We start from the raw sequence: 24343 nt of genomic DNA on the forward strand, positions 1-24343 counted from the left end.
ATGCACAAGAAGAAAGGAGACTGACATGAACGACATCATCGAATCGACCGACGTCATCATCGTCGGCGCCGGCCCGGTCGGCCTCACGCTGGCCAATCTGCTCGGCGTGCAAGGCGTGCGCACCATCGCCATCGAGCGCAACGCCAAGCTCGAGGCCGAACCCCGCGCGGTCACGCTCGACGACGAAAGCCTTCGCACCCTGCAGGCGACGGGCCTGGTCGACCGTGTGCTCGAAGACGTGGTGCAGGGCTACGGCGTGCAGTACTTCGCATGGAACGGCAAACCGCTTGCCAGCATCCAGCCAACACGGCAGGAATACGGCTATGCCAAGCGCAACGCATTTCGCCAGCCACTGCTCGTGCGCACGCTGTTCGAAGGCCTGGCGCGCTTCAATCATGTCGGTGTGCGCTTCGGCCATGAACTGCTGTCCTTCGAACAGGACAGCAATGCCGTGCGCTGCACGGTGCGCGATGCAAACGGAGCCAATCGGATCGTGACGGCACCGTGGGTGATCGCATGCGACGGGGGACGCAGCGCGGTGCGCGAGATGTGCGGCATCAAGCTCGACGGTGAAACCTATCCCGAGCGCTGGCTCATCGTCGACCTCGCCGAGCGCACGCTGGCGCTGCGCCACACGCGCACCTATTGCGATCCGCGCCGACCCGCCATTCGCCTGCCCGGGCCGCAAGGATCGCTGCGCTACGAGTTCATGCTGCGCGCCGGCGACCGCGACGAAGACGTGCTGGACGAGCGCAACTTCCGCGCATGGATCGCCGACCGCGTTCCGGAAGATGCCAACCTGCCTTTGGTGCGCAAGGCCATCTACGGCTTTCATGCACGCGTTGCCACGCGCTGGCGGGAAGGCCGCGTGCTGCTGGCCGGCGATGCCGCGCACCTGACGCCACCCTTCGCGGGTCAGGGCCTCAACAGCGGCATTCGCGATGCGACCAACCTGGCCTGGAAGCTCGCAGCCGTCACGCAATGGGGCGCACCGAAGACCTTGCTCGACACCTACGAAAAGGAGCGCAAGCCGCACGCGGCAGCGTTGATCCGCATGGCGCTGCGCATCGGCGCGTTCATGCAGCCGAAGACCATCCTCGGTGCTGCGCTGGCGCAGGCCGCATTGCGCGCCGCCTGCCTCGTTCCCGCGTGCCGCGACTACGTATTGCAGTTGCGCTTCAAGCCGAAGCCGCAGCTTCGCGAAGGCTTCTTCGTGGCTTCGCCGGGCCAGGCCGTGGCCGACCTCCTGCCCCAGCCGCTGGTCGAGCATCCGGCAAGCGGCATCGTGCGGCTCGACGAAGTGCTCGGCGACGGATTCGCGGTGATCGGATACGACAGCGCGGACTTCCGTGCCACCGCGTCCCGCCTGCTGCCTGCCGGCATGCCCGGCCGCACACTGGCCCTGGTGCGCAAGGACGACGACTTTCTTTCAACGTCCCGGAGTGATTCGATCGAGACGGTCCGCGATCTGGGTGGCGAACTCGGCGCGCTGCTCGATCGTTGCGGCGCCGCGGCCTTCGTCGTGCGGCCCGATCGCTATGCCTACCGGCTCGTCTCGCCACAGGAGCTAGGGCAGGCAGGCACTTCGTCGACGTCGCAGCCAGTCGATGCACCCACGGCACGACGCGGCGAGCCGCAACCCCACCGACTGGCAGCCCAGCACTGACCCCATTCCCACCCATCACATCCATCGAAAGACCACCATGAAATTCATCAGCTTCCAGATCAACGGCCGTGCCTCCTACGGGCTTGCGCGCGGTAACGGCATCGTCGACCTCGGCACCCGGCTGGCCGGTTTCGCGCCGACCCTCAAGGCCCTGATCGCGACCGGTCGCATGCAGCAGCTCGCAAGCCCGCACGCCGATGCGGTCGCTGACTTCCAGCGCGCCGATGTCGATTTGCTGCCGCCGATCCCGCAGCCTTCGGTGATTGCGTGCGTCGGCCACAACTACGAGGAGCACCGCCTCGAAACGCAGCGCGACCCGACCGAGCATCCGTCGATCTTCTTCCGCTTTCCCGAATCGCTGCAGGCATCGGGTGCGCCGCTGATTCGTCCACGCGAGTCGACGCAGCTTGACTACGAAGGCGAGCTGGCCGTCATCATCGGCAAAGGCGGCCGGCGCATCGCCGAGGTCGACGCATGGGATCATGTGGCGGGCCTCTCGTGCTTCAACGACGGCAGCGTGCGCGACTGGCAGCATCACACGCGTCAGTTCGGCCCCGGCAAGAACTTCGCGCACACGGCGGGCTTTGGTCCCTGCCTCGTCACGCCCGACGAGTTGCCGGACGACCGCGTCGTCGAGCTCTGGACGCGCGTCAACGGAAAGGTCGTCCAGCATGCGACAACCGACCAGATGATCTTTCCGATCCCGCGACTGATCGCCTATGTGTCGAGCTTCATGACGCTGAGCCCCGGCGACGTGATCGTGTCCGGCACGCCGGGCGGCGTGGGCGTCAAGCGCACGCCGCAGTTGTGGCTTGAGCCCGGGGACGTCGTGGAGGTCGAGATTTCTTCCGTCGGACTGCTGAGCAATCCGGTCCTGCACGAGGAATCGGCAACAGTCGCTTCGCCTAGAAGCGACGCGCAGCTCGCCGAAAGACGACCGTTGTCTTGACCGGCGGCTTCTCGCCTGGTGCAGTTGCCCCCGTCCGTGGAGCGCGCTTGGCAGGCTTGCGCCGGCCCTTGAGGGACTCGATCAGGGAAATTGCTTCCTTGTCGAACTTCGCGTTGTCGTCAGGCATGGCCGCCTCCGAAGGATGCGAGAGTCGAATGGTACGACCAGAAGGATTTCGCCGCAGAGGTGGCTGACATGCGCGATGCCGAGGCCCGCGTGCCCGGCGCCGCCCCAGCCAGGGCCGTCGAGCGCTAGGGCATTTCATTGACTTGGTCGGCGTCATTGGGCGACTTCACCACCGGATGATGGAACCGCGTCTGCGGTGGATCGCTCCGGAAGTCGAAATCGATCGTCGTCGGCCTGTCTGGCAGCATTTCGGGCACTGGCTTCCCCGACGCGAGCGCTTCGAACAGCGGCCTGGGATCGAATTCAAAGGCCAGTTCGCGCACCAGTTCATCGCCGTCCCTTGAACTCCCGGTGTGGGTACACAGTTGCAGTTCAAGCCATGCGCGTTCGTAGCGCAACACGTCGATGGCAAATCGATTGACGACACGGCCCGCCCGGATCTCCAGGTCAAGATACCGAGCGAATGCCAAGCCTGCCGGCAGTGCCTGCAAGTCGGCCATGGGAGTGTTCTCCCAATAGCGGTCGACAAGTTCGGCGAGCTGGGGCTTCAGCAACTCGCAACTGAGCGGCAGCGCACCGACCAGCGAACTCAGCCGATTGGCGCGCGCAAGGATGCAGGTAATGCGCATGCCACGCTGGTGGGCGATGTGCAGTAACCGCGCGCGTTCCACGGCGTCCATGGCGAACCCGCTGAACGCCGGCTCGCCTTCGCTGCGTGCGCGAAGGCACAACGCGGGCGAGAGAACCATGCGCGCGAAGGCTTCCTGGTATGCGGCAAGGGTCATGGTGCGCCTCGGCAGTAGCGTTCCCAGATCTCCCGCGCTCGCCGCAACTCGCGCGCAACACCGCCTTTGGAGAGCAGGCCTGCATAGGACTCGTGGTATTCGAAAGTCACGCCACGCACCCAGGGCGCAGCGCGCAGCGTGCGCTCGAGCAACGGCCAAACCGCATTCGCGACCGGCCCCGCGTGCGAGTCGGTATAGAAGCCGGCGAGTTCGTCGCCGCCGGCGATGTGAATCTCGACCACTTGTCGCAGATCGAGTTCGTCGAGCAGCGCCTCGGCCGCGAAGCCGTGATTGGTCGCGTTGACGTAGAGATTGTGGAGATCGAGCAGCAATCCGCAGCCGGAGCGACTACACAATTCGTTCAGGAAGGCGGCCTCGCTGTAGGGCTCGTCCGGCGGGATGACGAAGTAGACATTGTTCTCGAGCAGGAAGGGCCCCTGCACCTGCGACTGGATCGCGGCAATGCGCTCCACGAGCAGGTCCAGCGATTCGTCGTCGCGCGTGAGTGGGAGCGTGACTGCCGCGTTGACCTCGACGCCATGTTCAGCCAGGCGCGAGAACGCGAGGTGGTCGCTGTGCCAGGCGAACCTGTAGCGACGTTGCCATCGGGCAATCTGTTCCAGGTGCCCTGTGTCGAACAGGCTGGCGCTTCCAATCGACAGCCCGATGCTGTGGCAGATGATCGGGACCCGTTCGGCCAGCAGGTCGAGGGCTGCCACCGACGGGCGGAGTTCGCGATGTCGATCGGCCGCACCGGTTCCGGCGTCCAGCCAGAAGCGATCGGGGATGATCGAGAGGTACTGGTACGCGCCTTCGGCCTCCGGCGAGGCGAGCGTGTCAGGATTGAGCAGCAAGCCCACGCCTAGCGCCGGCAGCGACATCAGTCGCGCAAACTCCATGAGGTCGCCAGCAATCCGCGGCCAGAGCGTGGCGAACCGCGTGTCCGCTTCAGAGGCCCTGGACGTCGATCTGAGCCTCGTAGCGTGTGCGAATCAGGATGTCGAGACCCGATTTGCAACCGCCACAGAAGCGCAGGCCGACCGCCTTGAGCGCAGTCTTGTCGGTGTACAGCCCCGCCAGGGCACCTTGCAGTTCGGCCAATGTGGACTTCTGTCCGACATACACCACCGCCTGTGGCGAACCGTTGTTCTTGGAGAGTTGCACGGTGACCGGATTCTTGGTTGCCATTGAATATCTCCTCGCAAACGTTATTCGAATCAAGGGAGCCGCTTGCCATGGGCGGCGCGACCACTATATGCCTCCGCGAGGCAGACGCCTACCCCCAAACTAAGTACTTACTTCCGAGCCCGCATGACTCCGCTCCATCTGGGCTTGATCCGCGAACAGGCTCTCGTCTCGCAGCTGTCGGGGGATCAACTTGCAACTGGCGCGCGTCACCTGACGGAAGTAAGCTGGCAAGTTCGGCCGTCATCGGCACGCACATCGACCTGGGGGTACCGGCATGATGGAGCAAGAGACAAACGACTCGACGCCCGAGGCCGTCAACATCGACGTCAACGTAGACGTGGTGGTCGTGGGCGCCGGGTTTTCAGGCCTGTACATGCTGCACAGGTTGCGGCAACTGGGCTTCTCCGTGCGGGTGCTGGAGGCCGCGGGCGACGTCGGCGGCACCTGGTACTGGAACCGCTACCCGGGCGCGCGCTGCGACATACCGACCACCGACTACACCTACAGCTTCGACCCCGAACTGGAAAAGGCCTGGGTCTGGTCCGAGAAGTACGCAACCCAGCCGGAGATCCTGCGTTATGCGCAGTTCGTGGCAGAGCGCTACGACCTGCGGCGCGACATCGACTTCGACACCCGGGTGGTGGCCGCCCGCTGGGACGACGCCGCTGCCCGCTGGCACCTGCGCACCGACACGGGCCAGCACATCGCCTGCCAGTTCTACGTGATGGCCAGCGGCTGCCTGTCGCTGCCCAAGACCCCCGACATCACGGGCGCGGAGCGATTCAAGGGCGAGGTCTACTTCACCAGCCGCTGGCCGCACGATGGGGTGGACTTCACGGGCAAGCGGGTCGCGGTGATCGGCACCGGCTCCTCGGGCATCCAGTCGATCCCGCACATCGCCCGCCAGGCCAGCCAGCTGACGGTGTTCCAGCGCACGCCGAACTTCTCGATCCCGGCCGGCAACGGTCCGGTGCGGCCCGAACGCCGCGCCCCGCTCGAAGCCGATCGCGAAGGCTATCGCCACGAAGCCAGGTGGTCGCGCGCCGGTGTGCCGAATGAGCGTACCCAGATCTATGGCCGGTACAGCACGCGCGAAGTCCATCGAGAACGCTTCTCGGCGGCATGGCAATCGGGCGAGTTGATCCCGATCCTGAGCGTGTTCGCCGACCAGATCCTGTTCCGGGATGCCAATGCCGTCGTGGCCCGCATGGTGCACGAGAAGATCCGCGAAATCGTCCGGGACCCGCAGGTCGCCGAGTTGCTGTGCCCTACGGACCACGCCTTCGGCACCAAGCGCCCGTGCCTGGACACCGACTACTACGCCACCTTCAACCTGCCGCATGTCCGACTGGTCGACCTGCGGCGCCATCCAATCCAATCCATCACCGAGACCGGTATCGCACTCGCCGACGAATCGATGGATTTCGATGCGATCGTCTACGCCACCGGTTTTGACGCGATGACCGGCGCGATCGTGTCGGTGGACATCGCCGGGCGCGACGGTCTCACGCTGAAGCAGAAGTGGGCGCACGGCCCGCTCACCTACCTCGGCCTGATGACGGTGGGCTTTCCCAACCTGTTCACCATCACCGGGCCGGGCAGCCCGTCGGTGTTGTCGAACATGATGGTGTCGATCGAGCAGCATGTGGACTGGATTGCCGACTGTCTGGTCCGCCTGCGCGCGGACGGCATGGCCATGATCGAGCCGACCCAGGCCGCCGAGGCCGGCTGGGCGACGCACGTCAACGACTGCGCCGACATCACTCTCTACCCCACGGCCGACTCCTGGTACATGGGTGCCAACGTGCCGGGCAAGCCGCGCGGGTTCCTGCCCTATGTCGGCGGCGTCGATGCCTACCGCGGCGCCTGCGACGAGGTGGCCGCGTCCGACTATCTCGGCTTCAGGCGCAGCGGTGCGCAGGGCACGCGCTGCACGGACGGTGTGGTCCGGCGCCTGCAGCCCGACGTGGGGATGGTGCTGAAGATGATGGCGGACATGAAGCTGCCGACCTTCGATTCCCTGTCCGTGAACGAGGCGCGCGGCTTGCTGCAGCAGCTGTCGTCGGCGCGCCCGCCCGGCCCTTCGATCGGCGAGACCGTCGATGGCACGTTGCCGGGGTCGGCCGGACCGCTGCAATACCGCCTGTACCGGCCCGGCAGCCCCGGTCCGCACCCGGTGATCGTCTACTTCCACGGTGGCGGCTGGGTGCTGGGAAGCCATGATTCCGACGATCCCTTGTGCCGCGACCTGTGCCACCGTTCCGACGCATTGATCGTGTCGGTGAACTACCGGCACGCGCCCGAGGCGCGATTCCCGGCCGCGGCCGACGATGGCCTGGCGGCGGTGCGATGGGTCGCTGACCATGCCACCGAGCTGGGCGGCATTCCCGATGCGCTGGCGGTGGCCGGCTGGAGTGCCGGGGCGAACGTCGCAGCCGTGACCTGCCAGCAGGTGCGCGACCACGGGGGACCGGCGATCGCCGGACAACTGTTGCTGACGCCGGTGACCGACTGCAGCATGAACACCCCTTCGTATGTCGAGAACGCCGAGGGCTACGTGCTGACCGCGCCATTGATGAAGTGGTTCTGGGATCACTATGCCGACCCGGCCGATCGCCCTCATCCCAAGGCATCGCCCCTGCGCGCCGAGGATCTGTCGAACCTGCCGCCCGCGTTCGTCGTCACCTGCCAGTTCGATCCGCTTCGCGACGAGGGCATTGCCTACGCCCGGGCGCTGGCCGCCGCCGGCACGCCGACACGCTGGATCACCGCGCGCGGCCACACGCATACGTCGCTGTCGATGGTCGATGTGGTGGTATCGGGCGAGCGCGTCCGCGCCGAGATGGCCGATGCGTTGCGTGGTTTTTTCAAGTTGGCCGTGCCGGCTTGAAAAGCCACGTCGGCAGGGGGAACGTCACGCCTGGCTTCCACCCTCCGCCTGGTCGAAACGCAGCCCGCTGGACCCTTCCCCACGCCCGACCTGCCGCCGGAACGACGTCCACACCCAGGTCGACCCATCGGTCCAGCGCGCCATGCGCCGCGCGCGCGTCACGTACGCGCCTTCGCGCGGTACTTCCTCGTCGTAGAGCAGCAGCGATGCGCCGGCATCGAGCACGCTGCCCTGTGCCGGGTGGGTCTTCTTCGAGCCATCCGGCTGCAGCACCGCGCCTCGCTTGAGGCGCTGCACCACCTTGCCGCCTTCCGCGGCCAGTTGCACCGGCAGCAACGGGACCCAGTTGGCCGGCACGGTCGATGAGAGCACGTAGCGCGCTGCCGCATCCACGCCGGCGGCAGCAGGCGGCGCCGCTCCGGTCTCGTACTCGATGCGCTGCAGCGCCTGCTCGACGGGGCTCTCGATGCTGCGCTCGATGGCCCAGGCGAGGTTGGCCATCTCGTCGCGCATCAGCAGCACGTCCTCGAGCGGCGCGCCTTCCAGCACACGGCCCAGCGATGGCGGCAGGAAGAACAGGTTGGCCTGCGGCGCGTCGATGGGGGGCTCGCCCGCGCGGCGCAGGCAGCCGAGTTGCCACATCGACCAGAACGGCCGCGGCAAGGCCGGATCGCCAAGCGGCCGCAGCAGGCTGCGCACGCCGAAGGTGTCGGTCACGACGAGCGAATCCACGCGCGTCAGGGAGCCCACCGGCAGCGTCAGCGGCACGACGAACCAGTCGTTGCCGTAGCTGCCCGCGTATTCGATCGCCATCAGGTGCGCGAGGTCGGTCGGGCCCACGGGCAGCAGGCCGTAGGCGATGCGTGCGTCTTCCATTTCCCAGAAGCGCGCGGCCGGCGCACCGCGGAAGGTGATGGGCGCGGGCACCGTGGTCTCGACCGCGCTCGTCAGCATGCGATCGCCATCGGTGCCCATGCGCACCTCCAGGTTGCGGTCGAAGCTGCTCCAGTCGAGCCGGCCGTCGTCGAACTCCGCGGCGGTCAGCGCGATCTCGTCCTCGGGCCTGTCGGAAAGGCGAGCCGCCACCGACACCGCGTATTCCAGCCGTGTCGGCTCCCACGCATCGTCGGCGGCGCTCGTGGGTTCGCTCGCGAGGCCGTCGTACCAGGCCAGCCATTCGAGCGCTGACTGCCGCACCTCGGCACGATCGGCGATGGCGATCTTCAACGCGGCCTCGAGCACCACCTGCGCCGCGCCGCCGTTGCGGAAAGCGTCGGCCAGCCGCCGTGCGTCCGGGGCGCGCCCGGTCATGGTCTGCATGAAGCGCGACGTGCCCTCGTCGAGGGGGTCGGCGCCAGGCGCCGGTGACGGCAAGGCCTGCAGGGCGAAGCGCGCGATGAAGACCGCGCGATAGCTCTTCGACAAGGGCTGCGTCTCGAGCATGCGCAGGAACTGCAGGCCGGCCTCGACCGCCAGCGTCAGCATGCGCGCGTCGTTCGCGTTGGCCGCGCGCATGCGGCGCCTCTCGACATGCACCTCCAGTGGCACACCGAGCGGGTCGTACGGCGGCGCCTGGACCTGCGTGTCGTGCTTCAGCGCCCCGAGATGGCAACGCGAGAGCATCGCGCTGGTCGCGCGCACACGCGCCAGCACCGGCGAGCCTGCGTCTTCGGCCTGGAACTCGCCGACCTGCCACTGCCGCGCGAGCAGCCACAGCGGATCGAACATCCGCGCGCTGGCGCCGCTGGCCATGGCGTCGTCGCGGCAGTTGGGCTCGAGGCGAGTCCAGCTCGTGATCGACGCGGTGGTCGGCCCCGTGGGCGGCGGTGGTGGCGGCGGTTGGGGTGGCGGGGGCGGCGGACGCGGCGGTGGTGGCGGGCGCGGCGGTGGCGGCTCCGGTGGCTCGGGCGGCTCGGGTGGCTGCTTGGGCAGGCGCGGCAACGGTGGCTGCGGCGCCGGCGGCAGGACCGGCTTCTTCCTGGGCGTCGCACCCTTCGCAGCGTCTGCGGTTGGCGGCCTGGGCTTCACGGGCATGGCGTGCTCCCGATGTTCACCGCGTGAACGCCGCGGCGTCGGTCGACACCACGTCGTCCTTCGCGTTGAAGGCAAGGTAGAGCGCAGGCAGGTATTGCGCCGAGGCCGCCAACGCCTCGGGATCGATGGCGCGCAGCTTGGCCAGGTCCAGCGTCTCGACCAGCACGCGGTGCAGCCCCGCGACGGTCCAGGCCTGGTCGGGAACCGGCGGCACCGCGAGCAGCACGCTCTGCGGCGCACAGGCGTCGGGCGGGTTGTACTGGAAGGTGATGGCGGTGGTCTCGCGCCGGCTCGGCACGACCTCGATCCATTCGTCGACGGCAAGGCCGCAGAGGGGCAACGCGGTGTCGAGCGTGGCCGGCGCCTGCAGCACGAGCGAGAGCTTGCCCGAGGGCGGGTCGGTGTTCGGTGCGCACGGCAGGCCGACCCAGCGTTCGGTGCTCGCGAATGGCAACTGCGCCACGCGCAGGTTCAGCCGTTCTCCCGTGTTGAGCACCTCGGCCCCGCGCAGGCATGCGGCCATGCGCGCCACGGGATCGCGGACGCGGGCGCTGCGCATGAACCAGGTGTGCGAGGCAAGCGCATCGCCGCCCTGCGTTGCCGTCGACGCGGCGAGCGCTGCCTTGAGTTCGGCTGCGGCGGCCGTGTCGCAGGTGAAGCGCGGCAGCACGACGAAGGCCGCGCCGAACACCGCCCGCATGCGCTCGTTGAGCTGATCGCGCCGGACGCGCGCCTCGGTCGACGAGGCCACGCCACGCAGGGTCGCGCCCTGGTCGAGGCGCGGCTTGCCCTGCTTGAGCAACGCAGCGGCCTGAGCCAGCAGCGCCGCGCGCGCGGGCACATCGTCGCCCGCCGCGATGGCGGGCACGGCCGGCGAAAGGCCGAAGGTGCCGAGCTTCAGCATCGCGACGCGCAAGGCATCGGCAGTGCTCGCGGTGCCCTTCTTCACGAGCGCGTCGAGCGCCTTGTGCGCGGCGTTCAATGCGTTCTCGGCCTTGACGACGCGCGCTTCCAGTTCGGTGAGATCGAGCGTCGCGGCATTGGCGCGTTCAGGTGGATTCAGGTCCTCGGCATCGGCGCCGCGTGCATTGGCGACCAGGCGCCTGGCGGCGCGTGCCTGCTCCAGCACGTCGAGCAGCGTCAGCTCGGTGGCCGCGAGATTGGCCGGGCGTGCATGCTGGATGCGCAGGTTGGCCTGCATCGCAAAGCCGCCCGCGGCGTGCCGCGCGACATACAGCAGGCGCTGCTCGATGTCATCGGGCGTCGTGTCGGTGCGCCGCGGGCCGGCCGTGGTCTCGACGCCATACACGACATCGAGCGGCGCGAGCGCGAGGTCGCTCAGGTGCAGCACGCGGGTTTCGACGACGGCCCCGCTCGCGTCGTCGAGCCGCTCGATGGTGCAGCGCACCTTGCGCGGATCGCCGAGCAGCCTGGCGGCCCAGGCGTTGAGCATCGGCTCGGCCGTTGCGCGTACCGAAGTCGACGCCGCGGCCCAGCCCGTGGCCGCCGTCGGGGTGCCGCTCCACAGCATCAGCAGGCGGTGCGTGAGTGCGATGCCGCTGCGCGGGATGCGGGCGACTTCGAGTTCAGGCGCGGGCGCATCGCCGTGCGCGATCGCGGCCAGCGTGCTGGCGATGCGCGAGGTGTTGCCGCGCGCCATCTGGTAGGCGGCCTCGGCGGTCAGGGCGTCGCCCAGGCCGTCGATGGCGTCTCCGAGGGCGTTGAGTTCCTGCACGACCATCTGCGTCTCGTTGTCGCTGGCGCCCGCGTTCACAAGCAGCGCGTGGATGGGCCGCCCGTCGGTACGCCAGCGGCTGTGCAGCACCAGGCCGTCGACGACGTTGTTGGCCGCGATGGCTTCCAGCGGCTGCGTCTTCGCTTCGAGCTTGCCGGCGACGAGCGGCGCCAGGTCGCGCAACGGCGCGATGAAGCGGTCGAGTTGCAGTTCGTGCAGGCCGCGCTCGAAGCGGTAGCCGAGCAGCGCGCCCAGCGGCTGGCCCTGGCGCACGCCTTCGAGCAACTGGCTGGCCTCGCGCACGCGGCGCGATGTGAGGTCGATGGCGAAGGGTCCGTCCTGCAGTGGTACGCCGGTTGCGCCCAGGTGCGCGTTGCGCAGCATGGCCGCGGCGGCCGCATGCGCCATCGACGGCGCATGGATGAAGCCGCTGTCGTTCGGCGACGCGAACAGCGGCCCCGACTCGCCGGCCGGTGGCGCGACGGGCGCCGCGCTGCCCGGTGGCGCCGGCCGCAGGTTCTCGACCCAGCCGTAGCCGCCGGCATAGATGCCTTGTTGTGCCGCGGCGCGCATCGCCGCGAGACGCTTGGTCGCGAACGAGGTGATCCAGGCATCGAGCCGGTGCGATGAAAGATCCAGCGTGCCCTGCATCAGCAGTTGCAGCGCCTCGCTGTCGAGCGTGCGCAACCGGTCGAGGCTGCCGCGGAACGCGCCCAGCGACTGGAGCGCGGACGTGTCGAAAGCGGTCGCGCTTTCAAGGAATTGGCGGATGGTGCGGTCGCCAGTCACGGCGGGCACCTTGAGGGCCAGTTGCCGTTTCCAGCTCAACGTCGGCGCCGCGCCGCCCACGAGGTCGACCAGTTCGGGATCGCGCAGCAAGGTGGCCACGTCGTTGCCGGGCAAGCCGGCCGCGATCATCGCCGTGGCTTGGGCCAGTTCGCGCAGCAGCGCGTGGCGCAGCAGGATCTGCAGCAGGCTCTGCTTGCTGTCGGGGTTCGCGGGGTCGGGCCGCATGGCGATCAAGGCGTCGATGCCCTTTTGCGCGAGCAGCGCGCCGATGAAGTCCGGCTCCAGCTTGCGCCATGGCGAGACCTCGCCGGCCTGCACCAGCGACGCGCCTACCCTGTAGGCCAGATCGGCATACGCGGCACGCGCCAGGCGCGGGCGCCACGGCAGGCCGAGGCGCTGCAGCAAGCCCGTGGCGATCGCGTCCTGCTGTGCAATGAAGCCGCTGCCTTGCAGGTCTTCGCCGAGGAAGGCGCGCAGGTGCTGAAGGTAGTGCCTGCCCAGCACGCCGCGCGTGTTGTAGCTGCTCGAAACCGCATCGGTGCGCATCACGTCGGCCAAGTCGCCGTCGGGGTCGGGGGGCGTCCGGCGGCCCACGCGCGCGGCCTGTTCGAGCTGCGGGCGCCAGGCGCCGTCGCGCAGTTGCCGCAGCAGGTTCTGGAGCGCGGTGTCGCGTGCCAGTGCGCCCTCTTCGCCGGCGCGTGGCTGCCACTGGTCGAGCGAGGTCACGGGCAGGATGCCGTAGGGCTGGCGGCCGCAGCGCAGGCTGGCGAACGGGCCGGCACTGCGAACGTGGTCCAGGAAATGCGCACGCGCCCAGGCGATGTGGTCGGGCGTCAGGCCGCTGCCATCGGGGCCCGCCATGTTGCTGAGGAAGTAGCCCCATGCAGCGGGCCACAGGGCGTTGTTCATGGCGCGCATGTCGGCGTCCTGCGCGGCTGCCGCGAACGGCAGGCGGCCGAGCACGGGCGCGACCTGCGCGGGGGGAAGGCCGAGCGCCGCGCCAAGTCGCGCCGCATTCGACGAACCGTCGAGCGTCGCCGGATCGAACATCACCTCCGTGGCGAAGCTCTGCGCACGGCCCGCATCGGACGGGTCGTAGCCGGCACGCCGGTCGGCCGTGTTGTTGGTCGGCGTGCCGGTGCGCAGGAACTCGGCGCCGTCGGTGTAGTGATGGGCATCGAGCAGCGCGGCCAACTGCGCGGCGGTGTCGTTCGCGTTGGTCGACGCGGTGCCGAGCACGAACAGGCTGTCGAGCCCCGCGGCGAGCAGCGCGGCGGGGATCGCGATGCGCAGCGCCATGCCGACCTTCTCGGCTTCGTTGAAGTCGACCATCCACAGCATGCCCTTGTCGGCGGCGATCTGGTCCGCGGCGATGTCGGCCTTCGGCACTTGCGGGTCGGGCCCGGTCGCCAGCGTCTTCGGGATGTCGCCACCGCTCACGGCGATGACCGGTCTGCCGCCCGACTGCACCACGGCGAACCAGCGGTCGGGCAGCAGGCGGGCTTGCGGTGCGCGCCGCCAGGCCGCCTCCTTGCCGTCCTGGACGATATCGACGGTGGGCCATTGCGGCGCATCGGGCAAGGCCTGGGCCGCGGGCACCAGCGCCTTCGGCCGCTGCAGCGGATTGGTCGGCGCCAGCGCACGCGCGATCCATGCGGCGCGTGCGGCACCAAAGCGATCGGCCAGCTGCCGCCACGCATCGGCGCGCGCAACGGCATCGGGGCCGGCGCGCCAGTCCTGCTCCCAGTAATGCTGGCCCCACTGCTGCTCGCCCGGCAACAGGTCGCGCTCGTGCGAGTCGAGGTGGATCTTGTCGGGATAGATGCGCACGCGCAGTTCGCTGCTGCCGTCGGGCTGCGCGAAGAAGCGCGTCTCGAGCCGTACCGGCAGCAGCGCCAGCGGCCGGTCGCTGGCGCACAGCGTGTTGGCCATCAAGGTCGGCAACTGCGGCAGCGCCACGGCGGCGAGCTTCAGGTTGCTCCTGAAGAAGTTGGCCGTGGAAATGGGCTTGACGACGGTGGCCATGGTGCGTCGCTCAGTGCTTGACGAGCTGCGAGGCATGGATCGAGATGCGCACCGGCAACTGCCGCACGATGCCGGCCATGTGCGCGCCGTTGCGCCCCCACTGCAGGCCGCCGAGGGGCACGCCGGCCGGCGGGCCGCCGGCCACTGCCAGATGGCTCGCGCCACCCGTCGGCGTGTCTTCGTCGAGGCCGAAGCGCGGCTCGGTCGGATGCTCCTGGATCACGATGTAGTAGCCGGCGTGTCCGTCCGCGCCGGTGGCCTGCTCGGTCGTGATGTCGAAGCCGAAGAAGGAGACGTCCGGCGCCATCGTGCCGCTGAAGGACGGCATCACCTCTGCCAGCGGATCGTCGCTGGGCTGGCGCATGCCGTTGGGGTCCGTGAAGCCCGACACCGCGTAGACGATCGCGTTGGGATAGCGCCTGAGCAGCGTGCTGCGCATCAGCATGACGAACTGTTCGCGCACCGGCGCCGTTGCCGGGTCGGCCAACGGGCGATCGCCCCACAGGTGCAACGGGCCGATGTCGGGCCTTGGCGTGGCCGCGGCGCGCACGTCCCAGAACTGGTCGAAGCAGGTGCCCTGCTGGTCGGTCGGGAAGCCCCGCCACAGCAGCTCGCGCGCCATCTCCACGTTGAGCCCGACCATGTAGGCCTCGACGAAGCGGCGGTTGGTCTTCAGGCCGATCACGCTGTCGGGCAGCACGGTCTGCAGGCCGGGCAGCAGCATGTCCTGCGACAGGTCGCGCAGCGGCTCGTACATCGGCTGCCTGAAGGTGGGGGCGGCCATGATGGTGTCGATGCCGACCGCGGCGCTCGCGGGCGTGTCGACCGGCGGCACCGCCTTCGCGCCCACCGAGACCGCGGCGCGCGCCATCGCCACGAGCGTCTGCCGCGGCTGCGTCTGTGCAACGACGGCGTCCTTCAGTTCCGCCATCGCGATCGGGCCGGGCGCGAAGATGAATTTGCGGCGGCCTGGGTTGACGCGCCCCAGGTGTTCGCTGGCGGCGAGCCGGAAGTCGTGCGCGGCCTGGTTGTCGGGCAACAGGATCATCACGGTGACCTGGGGCACGTTGATCGGCGCGCCCTCGGGCATGACCTGGAAGTTGGGGCGGCCGGAGAGGCCGTCGATCAGCGCCTGCGTCACCTCGCGGTAGGGACGGATCGTGGCCGACGGCACGCGGGCGCGCACCGCGTCGATGGTGGCCTGGTCGGTCGCGGGCGGCGCGTTGAAGGTGAGGCCGCCGCCGAGCTTGGCCACCCAGGTGAGCGTGGTCGAGCGCGTCAGGCCCTGCGCAGCGATGCGCCGCGTGAAGGGACCGCGCTCGCGTCCGATGCGTCGCATGGCCGGGCTGGTGGCCGCCACCGGCAGCGCCTTGTCCGCCATGTGCGCGACCATCGTGCGCGGCGCCGTGTCGCCCGCGGCCATGGTGCGGATGCGTGCGAAGGCCGGCGCGCCGATGCGCAGCAGCGTCTCCGCGCCGAGGTTCGCGAAATGCCGTGCGTGCAGGCTGTTGCCGACCGCCAGGCTCATCTGCATCTGCCGCATGCGCTGGTTGGCGCGCTGCAGGTCGGCCGCCTGCTCCCAGGCCGCGGCCATCAGCGCCTCCTGGTGCTCCTGCACGACACGCGTGCCGAAGGCGGCCACCGTGCGCGCGCGCGGGTCGAGGTTGAGCTGGTCCAGCCACTTGGCGACGCCGCGCGCCACGATGCTGCGCGCGGCATGCCAGCGGCCATAGAGCGGCGGCGTGAGCAGCGGATCGGCATCCGGGTCGGCCAGCTCGCCGTGGCCCGGCGTGTTGATGATGTCGGCCAGCGCGGCCTGGAAGGGCTGTGCCGTTTCCTCGGCCCAGGGCGCGGGCGCGTCGGGCGTATCCGCCGGTTGCAGCGCACCTTCGAGGCCCAGCGTGGTCGGATGCGGAAAGTCCGGCGGCAACTCGAAGCCCGGCTGGCTGATGTCCATCGGCCGGCGGCCCAGGTCCGCGGGTGCCGGCCGCGCCTTGAGTTGCCGCACCAGCGATTCGAAATCGCCGCCCTCCCCGGTGCGGAACTCCCAGTGGTGATAGACGGGCAACTGCAGCGGCAGCCTGGTCGTCGCCGCCCATGCCGGCGCCAGCGCGTTGGCAGCGACCAGCTCGGCATCGGTGATCGGCAGCCCCAGCCCGGCCTTGCGCCCGAGCTCGAAGGTGGGCACCACGCAGGCGATGTAGTCGGTGTTGGCGACGAGGATGCGCGGACACAGCAGACGCGACAGCGACAGGGCCGGTGCGCCCTGGAGGGCAGCGCCGACTTGCGCCGCACTGCCTGCAACCGCTTGCGCATGCGCCCAGGCCCAGCTGTCGACGAGGTTCGGCAACTCGGCCGCGAGGCTTGCGGGCCCCGCGATCTGCAGCGCGGTGCACGGCGCATCGACGGTCGGGCCCAGCGACACGCCGTCCTGCTTGCGCACCACCACCAGGCACAGCCAGGGGCGCAGCTTTCCGTTGGCATCGGCGCCCGCCGGCGTGAAAAGCCACGGGAAGTCGGGCCTGTCGAACTCGATGCCGGCGAAGTAGTTGGGCTCGAAGTCGATGCTGCCCGGGCGCGGGTCGCGGCGCACGATCTGGTTGGCGTCGATGCCCACCACGTCGGCCGGGCCGCGCAGGCGCACCGTCACCGGCGGCGCCGCGCTGCCATTGACCGACAGCACGGCCGACAGGTCGGCCACCGCGCGCTGGCCCGCGCCGAGCGAGTCGGGCGTCGTGATCGCCGCTGCCGCGCCCTGGCGCACCCAGGGCAGGAAGCTCAGGTTGGCCTGGGGACTGGTGGAGGTCGCCATCGCATGTGTCTCCTGCCGCGCTATGGCTGCAACTCGCCGAGCGGCACGACCTGCCAGCGGGCGCCCCCGCGATTGAGCGTGGCCAGCGTGGCGCGGTACTCGCTCCAGGTCTGCACCTTGGCATCCACGGGCGCGGCGGCACCGTCCGCGAGCGGCAGGATGGCCCAGCGCGGCGCGACCATCTGCACGGCCTGCTCGGCCACGGCGTCATCGCCTCGACGGAAGCGCGCCAGCCCCACGGCCCGCACGGGCGCGCGTGCCGCGGCACCGGTACGGCTGTGGAATTGCAGTTGCGCGAAAGTGATCGGCCATGGCGGCGCGGGCGGCCGGGGCGGTGCGGCCATGTCGTCGATCACGATCGGCTCGTAGGCCAGCGGCGCCGGCACCACCTGTGCCGCATCGAAGCTCACCGTCTCGCTGCCGAAGACCAGCCCCGCATCCATCTCCTCGAAGGAGGGGCCGGCCAGCTTCTCGTCGTCGCTCATCGCAAAGAACTGCGCGGGCGCGAACTGGTCGCGCACAGGGAGGACGCCCTGCGTCTGGGTATTCAGGACCGCGGTAACGGCGAAGCGCTTGTCACCCGCCACCGGCGCGCCGCCGAAGGAGTCGATGTCGCGCGAAGTGTTGAGCGGCACCACCTGCTGCCGGACGACCAGCCGCCCGAGCGGATCGAGCACGATGGGGCTGCCGGCCGCCGCCGGGGCGAGCTTGCGCAACGCCACGCCATGGCTCGCATGCGCCGGGCCCAGCGTGGTCCAGCTTTGCGGCGTGGCCAGCGCCTTCCTCAGTTCCGCCGCCACGTTGACGGCCGGCGGCAGCGGCGGCTTCTCGCCATCGATCAAGGTCTTGTCGAAGCGCACCGAGAAATCGCACCAGAGAATCTCGAACGAGGCCTTGCCGCTCACGCGCAGCGGGCGCGGCCCTTCGAGCTCCCCCTCGAGCGATACCTTGAAGAGATTGCTGGAGCCCCGCTTCAACTGCACCGACGCATGGAAGTCCGCGAGGAAGTGCAGGGGCACGAGTTGCACCAGCACGTCGTAGCCGATATCGCCATCGACGCTGAAGCCATAGGCCGCCGCATGCAACTGAGCGCGCGCTCCGAACTGCAGGGTGTTGGACGTGATGGCCCAGTACGACTCGCAGGTGATGCGCGGGTTGTCGCCCGAGCACAGCGCGATGGCAACGCGGTCGAGTCGGGGCACGTTGGCCGGCGGTGCGAAGCGCGGGTTGAAGCCACCCACTGCCAGCACGAAGCCCGCGCCCGGCCCCGAGGTCCAGCGCGCGCGCAGGGCCATCGCGCCGGTGAGCGCGAACTTGTGGACCAGGCGCGAATCCACCAGCACCGCATCGATGGAGGCAGTGCCCTCGTCGAAGTCCAGCACCCCCATCGCGTCGAGGTTCAGCCGCACGAGGTCGTTCTCGCGCGAGGGCAGCAGCGAGCTGATGCGCCCCAGCACCAGCAGCCGCGAGCGCGCACCGAACTGCAGGATCAGCGCGAGGTCCAGCAGCACCAGCGTGGGCGTGGCCCAGCCGATGCGCGCGAGGATGCCGAGCAGGTAGCTGCCGCGCAGGGCGGGGAACGCGCTGGCCAGCGACCGGATGATGGCCGGTGCATTGGCCACCGGGTCGCGCGGGAACAGCAAGGTGCCGAGCGTGTCGTTCTTCAGCCCCGCGCGCAGCACGTCCTGGTCGAAGGTGCGGTTGACCGCCACCATGCCGCCGATGCCCTGCAGCGTGAAGCCCATGCCGAGCGGGATCGGCCGGAAGTCCTCGGCCGTGATGAAGATGATCATCGAGAAGCCCGGCCGGCCGTCGGGCATCTGCGTGGCGATCAGCCCGAAGGCCTTGAGCGTGATGGTCTCGTGGAGCGAGAGCTGCAGCACGCCGGCATAGACCTTCTGCGCGTCGTCGTGGAACAGGAAGCCGCCGCCCGTGAGCACCCCGCTCGCCTCCACCGACAGGCCGACGCCGCTCGGCGGCTTGAATCCGATGTCGAGGTTGGCCACGCCGAGGTTGCCGCCGGTCGACGGGAAGCTCAGGAGGCCCGCGATGCCGATGCGGTCGAGCACCGCGGTCAGCGGGCCGATCGATGCCTTGACGCTGGCCGAGACCTCGGCGTTGACGGCGGCATCCTGCGGGCGCACGGCGAGGTTGATCGCGGAGAGCGTCACGCCCGCGAAGGACAAGCCCACGGGGACCGACGCTTCGAGCGATGCACTGCCCCGCAAGGTCAGGCCCTTGTCGCTGGACCATGCGATGCCCAGGTCGCCCTTGGCCTGCAGGCCGCCGGCGGGAAGAATCTCGCCAAGGAAGCCGTCGCCATTGCCGGCCGCGATGACGATCACCGTCTTCGACACATCCGCCGAAAGGGCCAGCGAGGCACGCGCCTCCGACAGCGCGACTTCCATGCCCAGGCGCGCGCCGCCCACCTCGATGCGCGCGCCATCGGGCTGGCCGATGACGTAGGCCGGCAAGCTGTCGATGGTCGCCAGCGTGGCCGATGCACTGGCCTTCGCCTCGATGGTGCCGGGGCTTGCCAGCAGCGTCACGCCGTGGCGGCCCCAGGCGACCACGTCGATGCCGGCGCTGAGTTCGGCGGCGATCTGCCACGGCCCGGCGCTGCCCTGCACCGCGATCGCGCCGAAGGGGCTGATGACGAGGCCGAGATCACCCTGAGTCGCGGCGGAGAGCGACAGCACGACACCCGACTCCGCGGCCGCGCCGTTCAGCGGATCGTCGACGTACACGATCATCGCGTGCGCCATATGCGGGCCGGCATCGCCGAGCGCCGCCGCGTCGTCCGGGTCGAAGCCGTATCGGGCGCTGAGACCCAGCGCGCGCAGCAGGCGCACAAGCCGCGGAAACAGCTTGTCGGCCATGGCTTGTGCATCGGCAACCGTCTGCATCGGGTTGCCGTATTCGGCACGCAGCACGCCCAGCGGGTCCTTCAGCAGCGCCGGCAGTCGGTCCAGATGCCAGCTGTCGAGACGGTAGCTGTCGCGCACCAGCCGGCCGCCCTGCACCACCGGCGCGTTGGGTTGGCGCTCGTCGGCCGGGACGAGCAGCGTGAGCAGCGCCGCGGCGGGGCGCGCGACCGGGACGCGGCTTTCGAGGATCGCCATCAGCAGCAGGTTGATCAGCTCGCGGCCCAGCCCATCGAGCGCGGCGAGCGGTCCCTGCTGCTCCAGCTTGCGCAACGCATCGAAAGCATCGGCTGCGGCATCGAGCACGGCTGCGATGCTCTCGAAGGACGGCGTCTCTTGCGCGCCGAGCGTCTCGATGCGCGCCTGCAATTCCGCGATGGAGGAGAGCGACTGGATCAGCGTGTTGTTGCTCGCGTCCGGCGGCACGCCCAACTCGGCCAGCATGCGCGGGAGCAAGGCCGGCTCCTCGACCACGCGCACGATGGGCGACAGCAGCACCGACAGCGCACTCGACAGCGTGCCGAAGAAGCTCATCGGACCCCCACGCTCGGCACCGACGTGTCCTCGCTGCCCCCCGAGGGGGTGCGAGCGCCTTCGGGCGGCCGCACGGCGCTCATGCCATCGCCCTCGGCACCATCTCCGGCAACGAAGCATCGTCCGGATCGAGGCTCACCACATAGTCGCTGAGCTGGATTTCCGCGCTGGTGTCCTTGTCCTTGCGCCAGCGCACGGTGTGGTGCAGGCGGCGCAGGCTGGCGTTGGTGGGGTGCCAGTCGAAGGTGATCTCGCAGAAATTGTTGACGCCGATGACCTTGTTGACCTTGCCACCGGCGTTGTACATGCGGTACTTGGTGGCCGCGAGGCGCAGCGCCTCGGCGGCCATCTTGCGCTGGTCGGGCGTGCTGCCCGCGGGCACGGGCGGCATCGGGGTGGTGTCCACCGGCACGGTGACCTCGGGCGGCGTGAGGTAGTCGAGCCGGTAGCTGTAGTCCCAGGGCGTCTGCGGATCGATCGCCGTGCCCAGGAAGAAGCCGTCGGGCGCGGTTTGCAGGGTCGGCTGGTCGAGCTTCACGCTGAAGAGCGGCGTGAAGGGGATCGCGATGGACAGGCCACGCTGTCCGACCACCTTTTCGGAGCCCAGCGAGGTGTTCCAGCCGACGTAGCCCTGCGACGTCGACTTGGGAATCAGCATCCACGCAATAACGTTGGGCGAATAGCCGTAGCCGTCGCGGTGGAAGCCGAGCGTGCTGTCGCTCTGCTTGCGAAACGAGCTTGCCACCAATTGCGCGACGACTGCATTGACCGGCTGCGGCTGCGCGTCCTCGAAGCGCGTCGTCGCCCGGAACAGCAGCCGGCTCGCAAAGCTGAAGTGCACGTCGCCCGACACCATCGCCAGCGCGCCGGTGCGCTTGCCGCCGACCAGCGGCAGCTTGTCGGTCAGGCTGGACATCAGCCGGTCGAAATGGATCGAAGGCAGCTCCCACGCCTCGTATACATCGGGGTAGTGCTCGAACAGGTTGGCGATGACGTCGTGCCGCGCGGCGGAGCGGATCGGCTCCACAGCCGGTGCGTTGGTCGTCATCACCACGATCAGGATGCGCTCGCCGGTGGGCGGCGTGTTCCTGATCTGCGCCACCAGTTGCTCGGTGGGTATCAGCACGCCTCCCCCGACCGTGCCCGTGGGGAACGCGCGCCACGAGCGCGAGTCGGTGAAGATGATCTGGTGGCCCGGGCCTTCGACCGTGTAGTTGTAGGTCAGCGCGTTCGCATCGTGGAACACCGCGTTGGCCGGCCGCGTGGCAAGCACGGAATCCTCGTGCACCGACACCAGCGCGCGCAACGCGGCTCCCTTGGCCTCGTAGCCGGCATCGGTGGTGATGCCGTCGACCAGGTCGAGCAAGGCCTTGCCCGGGCGCGTGCCCTCGAAGTCCTCGGGAACATTGCCCCAGTGCTGGCACAGCGTATAGGCCACCAGCGCGTTCTGCGCCACGCGCACCCCGATCGGGTGCCCGTAGAGCGACTTGCAGGTGTCGCGCGTCATGTTCCAGTCGTCGGTGACCTCGTGGTCGTCGAAGATCATGTAGCTGGGGATGTTGGCCAGCATGCGGCGCACGTCGGGCAGGTCCTTGCGAAACAGTTCGAGCTTGACGGCTTCCTTGTCCATTCCGAAGTGCTGGCCCTTTCGCACGCGTGTCCCGAACCACTTGGCCAGCACCATCGGGTCGCCGCCCAGCACGACGTTCGTGGCCTTGGAGACGTCGCTGAAGATCGGCATGTCCCCGGTGGCGGGCCAGAGCACGTCGGACCAGACCATGATGTACATGCACAGGTATTCGCCCAGCGACAACAGTTGCCCGTCGAGGTCCTCGGAGGTGAAGCCCGCCTTCTCCAGCGGATCGCGGCGCAGGAAGGGCAGCAGCTTGTCGACGTCGGCCTTGCCGCCCGCGTCGTCGAAGGGAATCTGTTCTTTCCAGCCGAGCAGAACGTGCGCCGCGTCCGAAAGCACCATCAACTGCGAGGCCGACACATCGTCTGCGTAGATCTGGTCGCCCGTCAGAAGCAACTGATGCGGCCGCGCAACCGGATTCGAGGACGCCTGCGCGATGAGCTTGTCGCCGATCGAAAAGCAGTCCCTGCCGTTGCCGTGCGGGATGCGGCAGGAGCCGCACAGGATGCGCAGGTCGTCAAGGTTGGCCGGCGGCAGGCAGAAGCTTGGCAGGCCGAAGGGCACGTAGCACAAGGCGGCGGGCACCGCCTGCAGGCCGGTGGCCGTGGGCAGGTCCATCGCCTGCCCGTCATCGAACTTGAAGGACAGGTTGTAGCGGTAGATCACGCCCTCGACCAGGTTGGCCGCCGGCACCGCCGTCACGCACACGATGTGCAGTTGCGCGCCCACCGCCACCGAATGCCGATGGCCCGTGGCCAGCGGCGCATTGAGCACATCGAGCACCGTGAGCGTGACATCGCTGCCCGCGCGCATCGCCAGCCACACGCTGACGCTGCGCGGCGCCACCTTGCGCAGAACTGGGCCTGCCAGCACGCGCGGCAGCGTGGCCAGCCTTGTTGCAAGCGACTGCCAGGCCATGGCGGCTTTTCAACGGATGTGCACGGCGTGCCGCGCGCGAAGGCGCGGAACGCATGCAGCGAGGCGAAGTCTCATCGAGCCTCCTGTTCCGCGCGCCGGCACGGGCGCGGGCCGAATGAAGGGCGCAATGCTGAGCCACGCACCGTCGAAACTCAAGTCAGCCGATGGCCTATACCTCACGAAGTAAGCGCCCGCCTGCGTCCGCTGCCGGTGGTCGAACTACGTGGCATGATGGGTGAGCACTCCCCCACCTGGAGAGAAAGGCAGTGCTCATGATCGACAGACGCGGATGTTTTGTTGCGACTCTTGTTGTCATCGCTCTCGGGGTGCCGCTGGTCGGCGCATCACAGTCCGAAGAGCAAATCCGGCGAATCGGGTTTCTGGCGGGAGGCGCGCGACCTCCCGATGGCGCAGTTCCCGCGGCCTTGCGCAATGCAATCGACGCTGCGGGCAGCGCCGACGGAAGGCGGATCGTGTACGAAGGACGCTGGTCCCAGGGCCATCCCGAGATGCTGCCGGGCCTGGCCGCGGAGCTGATCGCGCTCAAGGTCGACGCGATCGTGACGGTGGGTGGCCCCCCCGCGGCGGCGGCCAAACAGGCGGCGAAGACAGTGCCGGTGGTCGTGATCAACGCCGGCGATGTCGTCGAAACGGGCCTGGTAGCCAGTCTCGGTCACCCGGGCGGCAACGTCACCGGCATCGACGACCCAGCGGCAGTTCTGAGTGCCAAACGGCTGGAGTTCGTGAAGGAGCTCGTCCCCCGCGCCCAGCGCGTTGCCGTGCTATGGAACGCCCGCGATCGCGCGATGACGCTGCGCTTTCACGCGATCGAGAAGGCCGCGGAAGTATTGGGTGTGACGATCGACCCTTTGCCCGTGCGCGAGCCGGACGACTTCAACGTGGCGCTGGCAGCCATGAACCGCACGCGGCCTGACGCCTTGATGATGATCACCGATTCCCTCACGATTCTGAATCGACAGCGCGTGATCGACTACGCGGCAATGCAGCGCATCCCTGCGGTCTACGAATATGCCGCCGAAGTCCGCGCAGGGGGCCTGCTGTCGTATGGCGCGGACGCCGCCGAGAACATGGCGCTGGCGGCGGACTACGTGTACCGCATCATCAAGGGCGCCAAGCCCGCTGACCTGCCCGTGACGCAACCCAACCGGTTTCACCTGACGATCAACATGGGGACAGCCAGGACGCTGGGCCTCGCGTTTCCGCAATCTCTCCTGCTTCGCGCGGATGAGATTGTTCAATAAGCCATCGCCGGGCGCAGACCCAGCCCGCGCGCTGGCGATGCAACTCGGCAACCTTGCCGGTGGCTCCGAAGCA

Annotated in this window: 11 protein-coding genes and 1 pseudogene; 4 read left to right on the forward strand and 8 right to left on the reverse strand. The window is 69.0% G+C overall.

Going from position 1 to position 24343, the window contains the following annotated elements:
• Nucleotides 1-10: 10 nt before the first annotated feature.
• Nucleotides 11-1666, forward strand: a pseudogene (locus WKW80_RS17080) (bifunctional 3-(3-hydroxy-phenyl)propionate/3-hydroxycinnamic acid hydroxylase); the annotation flags it as partial.
• 37 nt (nt 1667-1703) lie between these two features.
• A complete protein-coding gene (locus WKW80_RS17085; RefSeq protein WP_340364757.1) occupies nt 1704-2615 on the forward strand; it encodes a fumarylacetoacetate hydrolase family protein in 912 nt (303 codons plus the stop codon).
• 251 nt (nt 2616-2866) lie between these two features.
• Here WKW80_RS17085 and WKW80_RS17090 read toward each other — a convergent pair whose 3' ends face one another.
• Genes WKW80_RS17090 through WKW80_RS17100 form a run of 3 tightly spaced genes read right to left on the reverse strand, consistent with a single transcriptional unit; the run spans nt 2867 to nt 4714 of the window.
• Nucleotides 2867-3526 (reverse strand): hypothetical protein, encoded by a 660-nt coding sequence (locus tag WKW80_RS17090; RefSeq protein WP_340364758.1) that lies wholly within the window; start codon nt 3524-3526, stop codon nt 2867-2869.
• Nucleotides 3523-4425: an MbnB/TglH/ChrH family RiPP precursor modification enzyme gene (locus WKW80_RS17095; RefSeq protein ID WP_340364759.1), complete on the reverse strand. Its 903-nt coding sequence runs from the start codon at nt 4423-4425 to the stop codon at nt 3523-3525. The genes WKW80_RS17090 and WKW80_RS17095 overlap by 4 nt, the downstream gene beginning before the upstream one ends.
• A gap of 49 nt (nt 4426-4474) precedes the next feature.
• Nucleotides 4475-4714 carry a hypothetical protein gene (locus WKW80_RS17100; protein ID WP_340364760.1) on the reverse strand — a complete coding sequence of 80 codons (240 nt, stop codon included), beginning with the start codon at nt 4712-4714 and terminating at the stop codon, nt 4475-4477.
• A gap of 277 nt (nt 4715-4991) precedes the next feature.
• Between WKW80_RS17100 and WKW80_RS17105 the strand changes: the two genes are divergently transcribed.
• The gene (locus WKW80_RS17105; RefSeq protein ID WP_340364761.1) at nt 4992-7604 is read left to right on the forward strand and encodes a flavin-containing monooxygenase; all 2613 of its coding nucleotides are present in this window, start codon (nt 4992-4994) and stop codon (nt 7602-7604) included.
• Between the two features lie 24 nt (nt 7605-7628).
• Here the strand turns inward: WKW80_RS17105 and WKW80_RS17110 are convergent, their stop codons facing one another.
• From WKW80_RS17110 to WKW80_RS17130, 5 genes are all read right to left on the reverse strand, one after another.
• The gene (locus WKW80_RS17110; protein WP_340364762.1) at nt 7629-9638 is read right to left on the reverse strand and encodes a hypothetical protein; all 2010 of its coding nucleotides are present in this window, start codon (nt 9636-9638) and stop codon (nt 7629-7631) included.
• Nucleotides 9639-9654: 16 nt separating this feature from the next.
• Nucleotides 9655-14187, reverse strand: a complete 4533-nt coding sequence (locus tag WKW80_RS17115; protein WP_340364763.1) for a hypothetical protein — start codon at nt 14185-14187, stop codon at nt 9655-9657.
• A 10-nt stretch (nt 14188-14197) separates the two neighbouring features.
• Nucleotides 14198-16999, reverse strand: coding sequence for a hypothetical protein (locus tag WKW80_RS17120; protein ID WP_340364764.1), 2802 nt, complete (start codon nt 16997-16999; stop codon nt 14198-14200).
• 20 nt (nt 17000-17019) lie between these two features.
• Nucleotides 17020-20457, reverse strand: a complete 3438-nt coding sequence (locus tag WKW80_RS17125) for a DUF6603 domain-containing protein (RefSeq protein WP_340364765.1) — start codon at nt 20455-20457, stop codon at nt 17020-17022.
• Nucleotides 20458-20536: 79 nt separating this feature from the next.
• Complete coding sequence (locus WKW80_RS17130; protein WP_340364766.1) at nt 20537-23008, reverse strand: hypothetical protein; 2472 nt, start codon at nt 23006-23008, stop codon at nt 20537-20539.
• 272 nt (nt 23009-23280) lie between these two features.
• On the opposite strand from WKW80_RS17130, the gene WKW80_RS17135 reads away from it, so the two are divergent.
• Nucleotides 23281-24270, forward strand: coding sequence for an ABC transporter substrate-binding protein (locus WKW80_RS17135; protein ID WP_340364767.1), 990 nt, complete (start codon nt 23281-23283; stop codon nt 24268-24270).
• Nucleotides 24271-24343: the final 73 nt, after the last annotated feature.

Origin of the sequence: Variovorax humicola (assembly GCF_037889915.1) — a bacterium.
In the GTDB taxonomy this organism is placed as follows: domain Bacteria; phylum Pseudomonadota; class Gammaproteobacteria; order Burkholderiales; family Burkholderiaceae_C; genus Variovorax; species Variovorax humicola.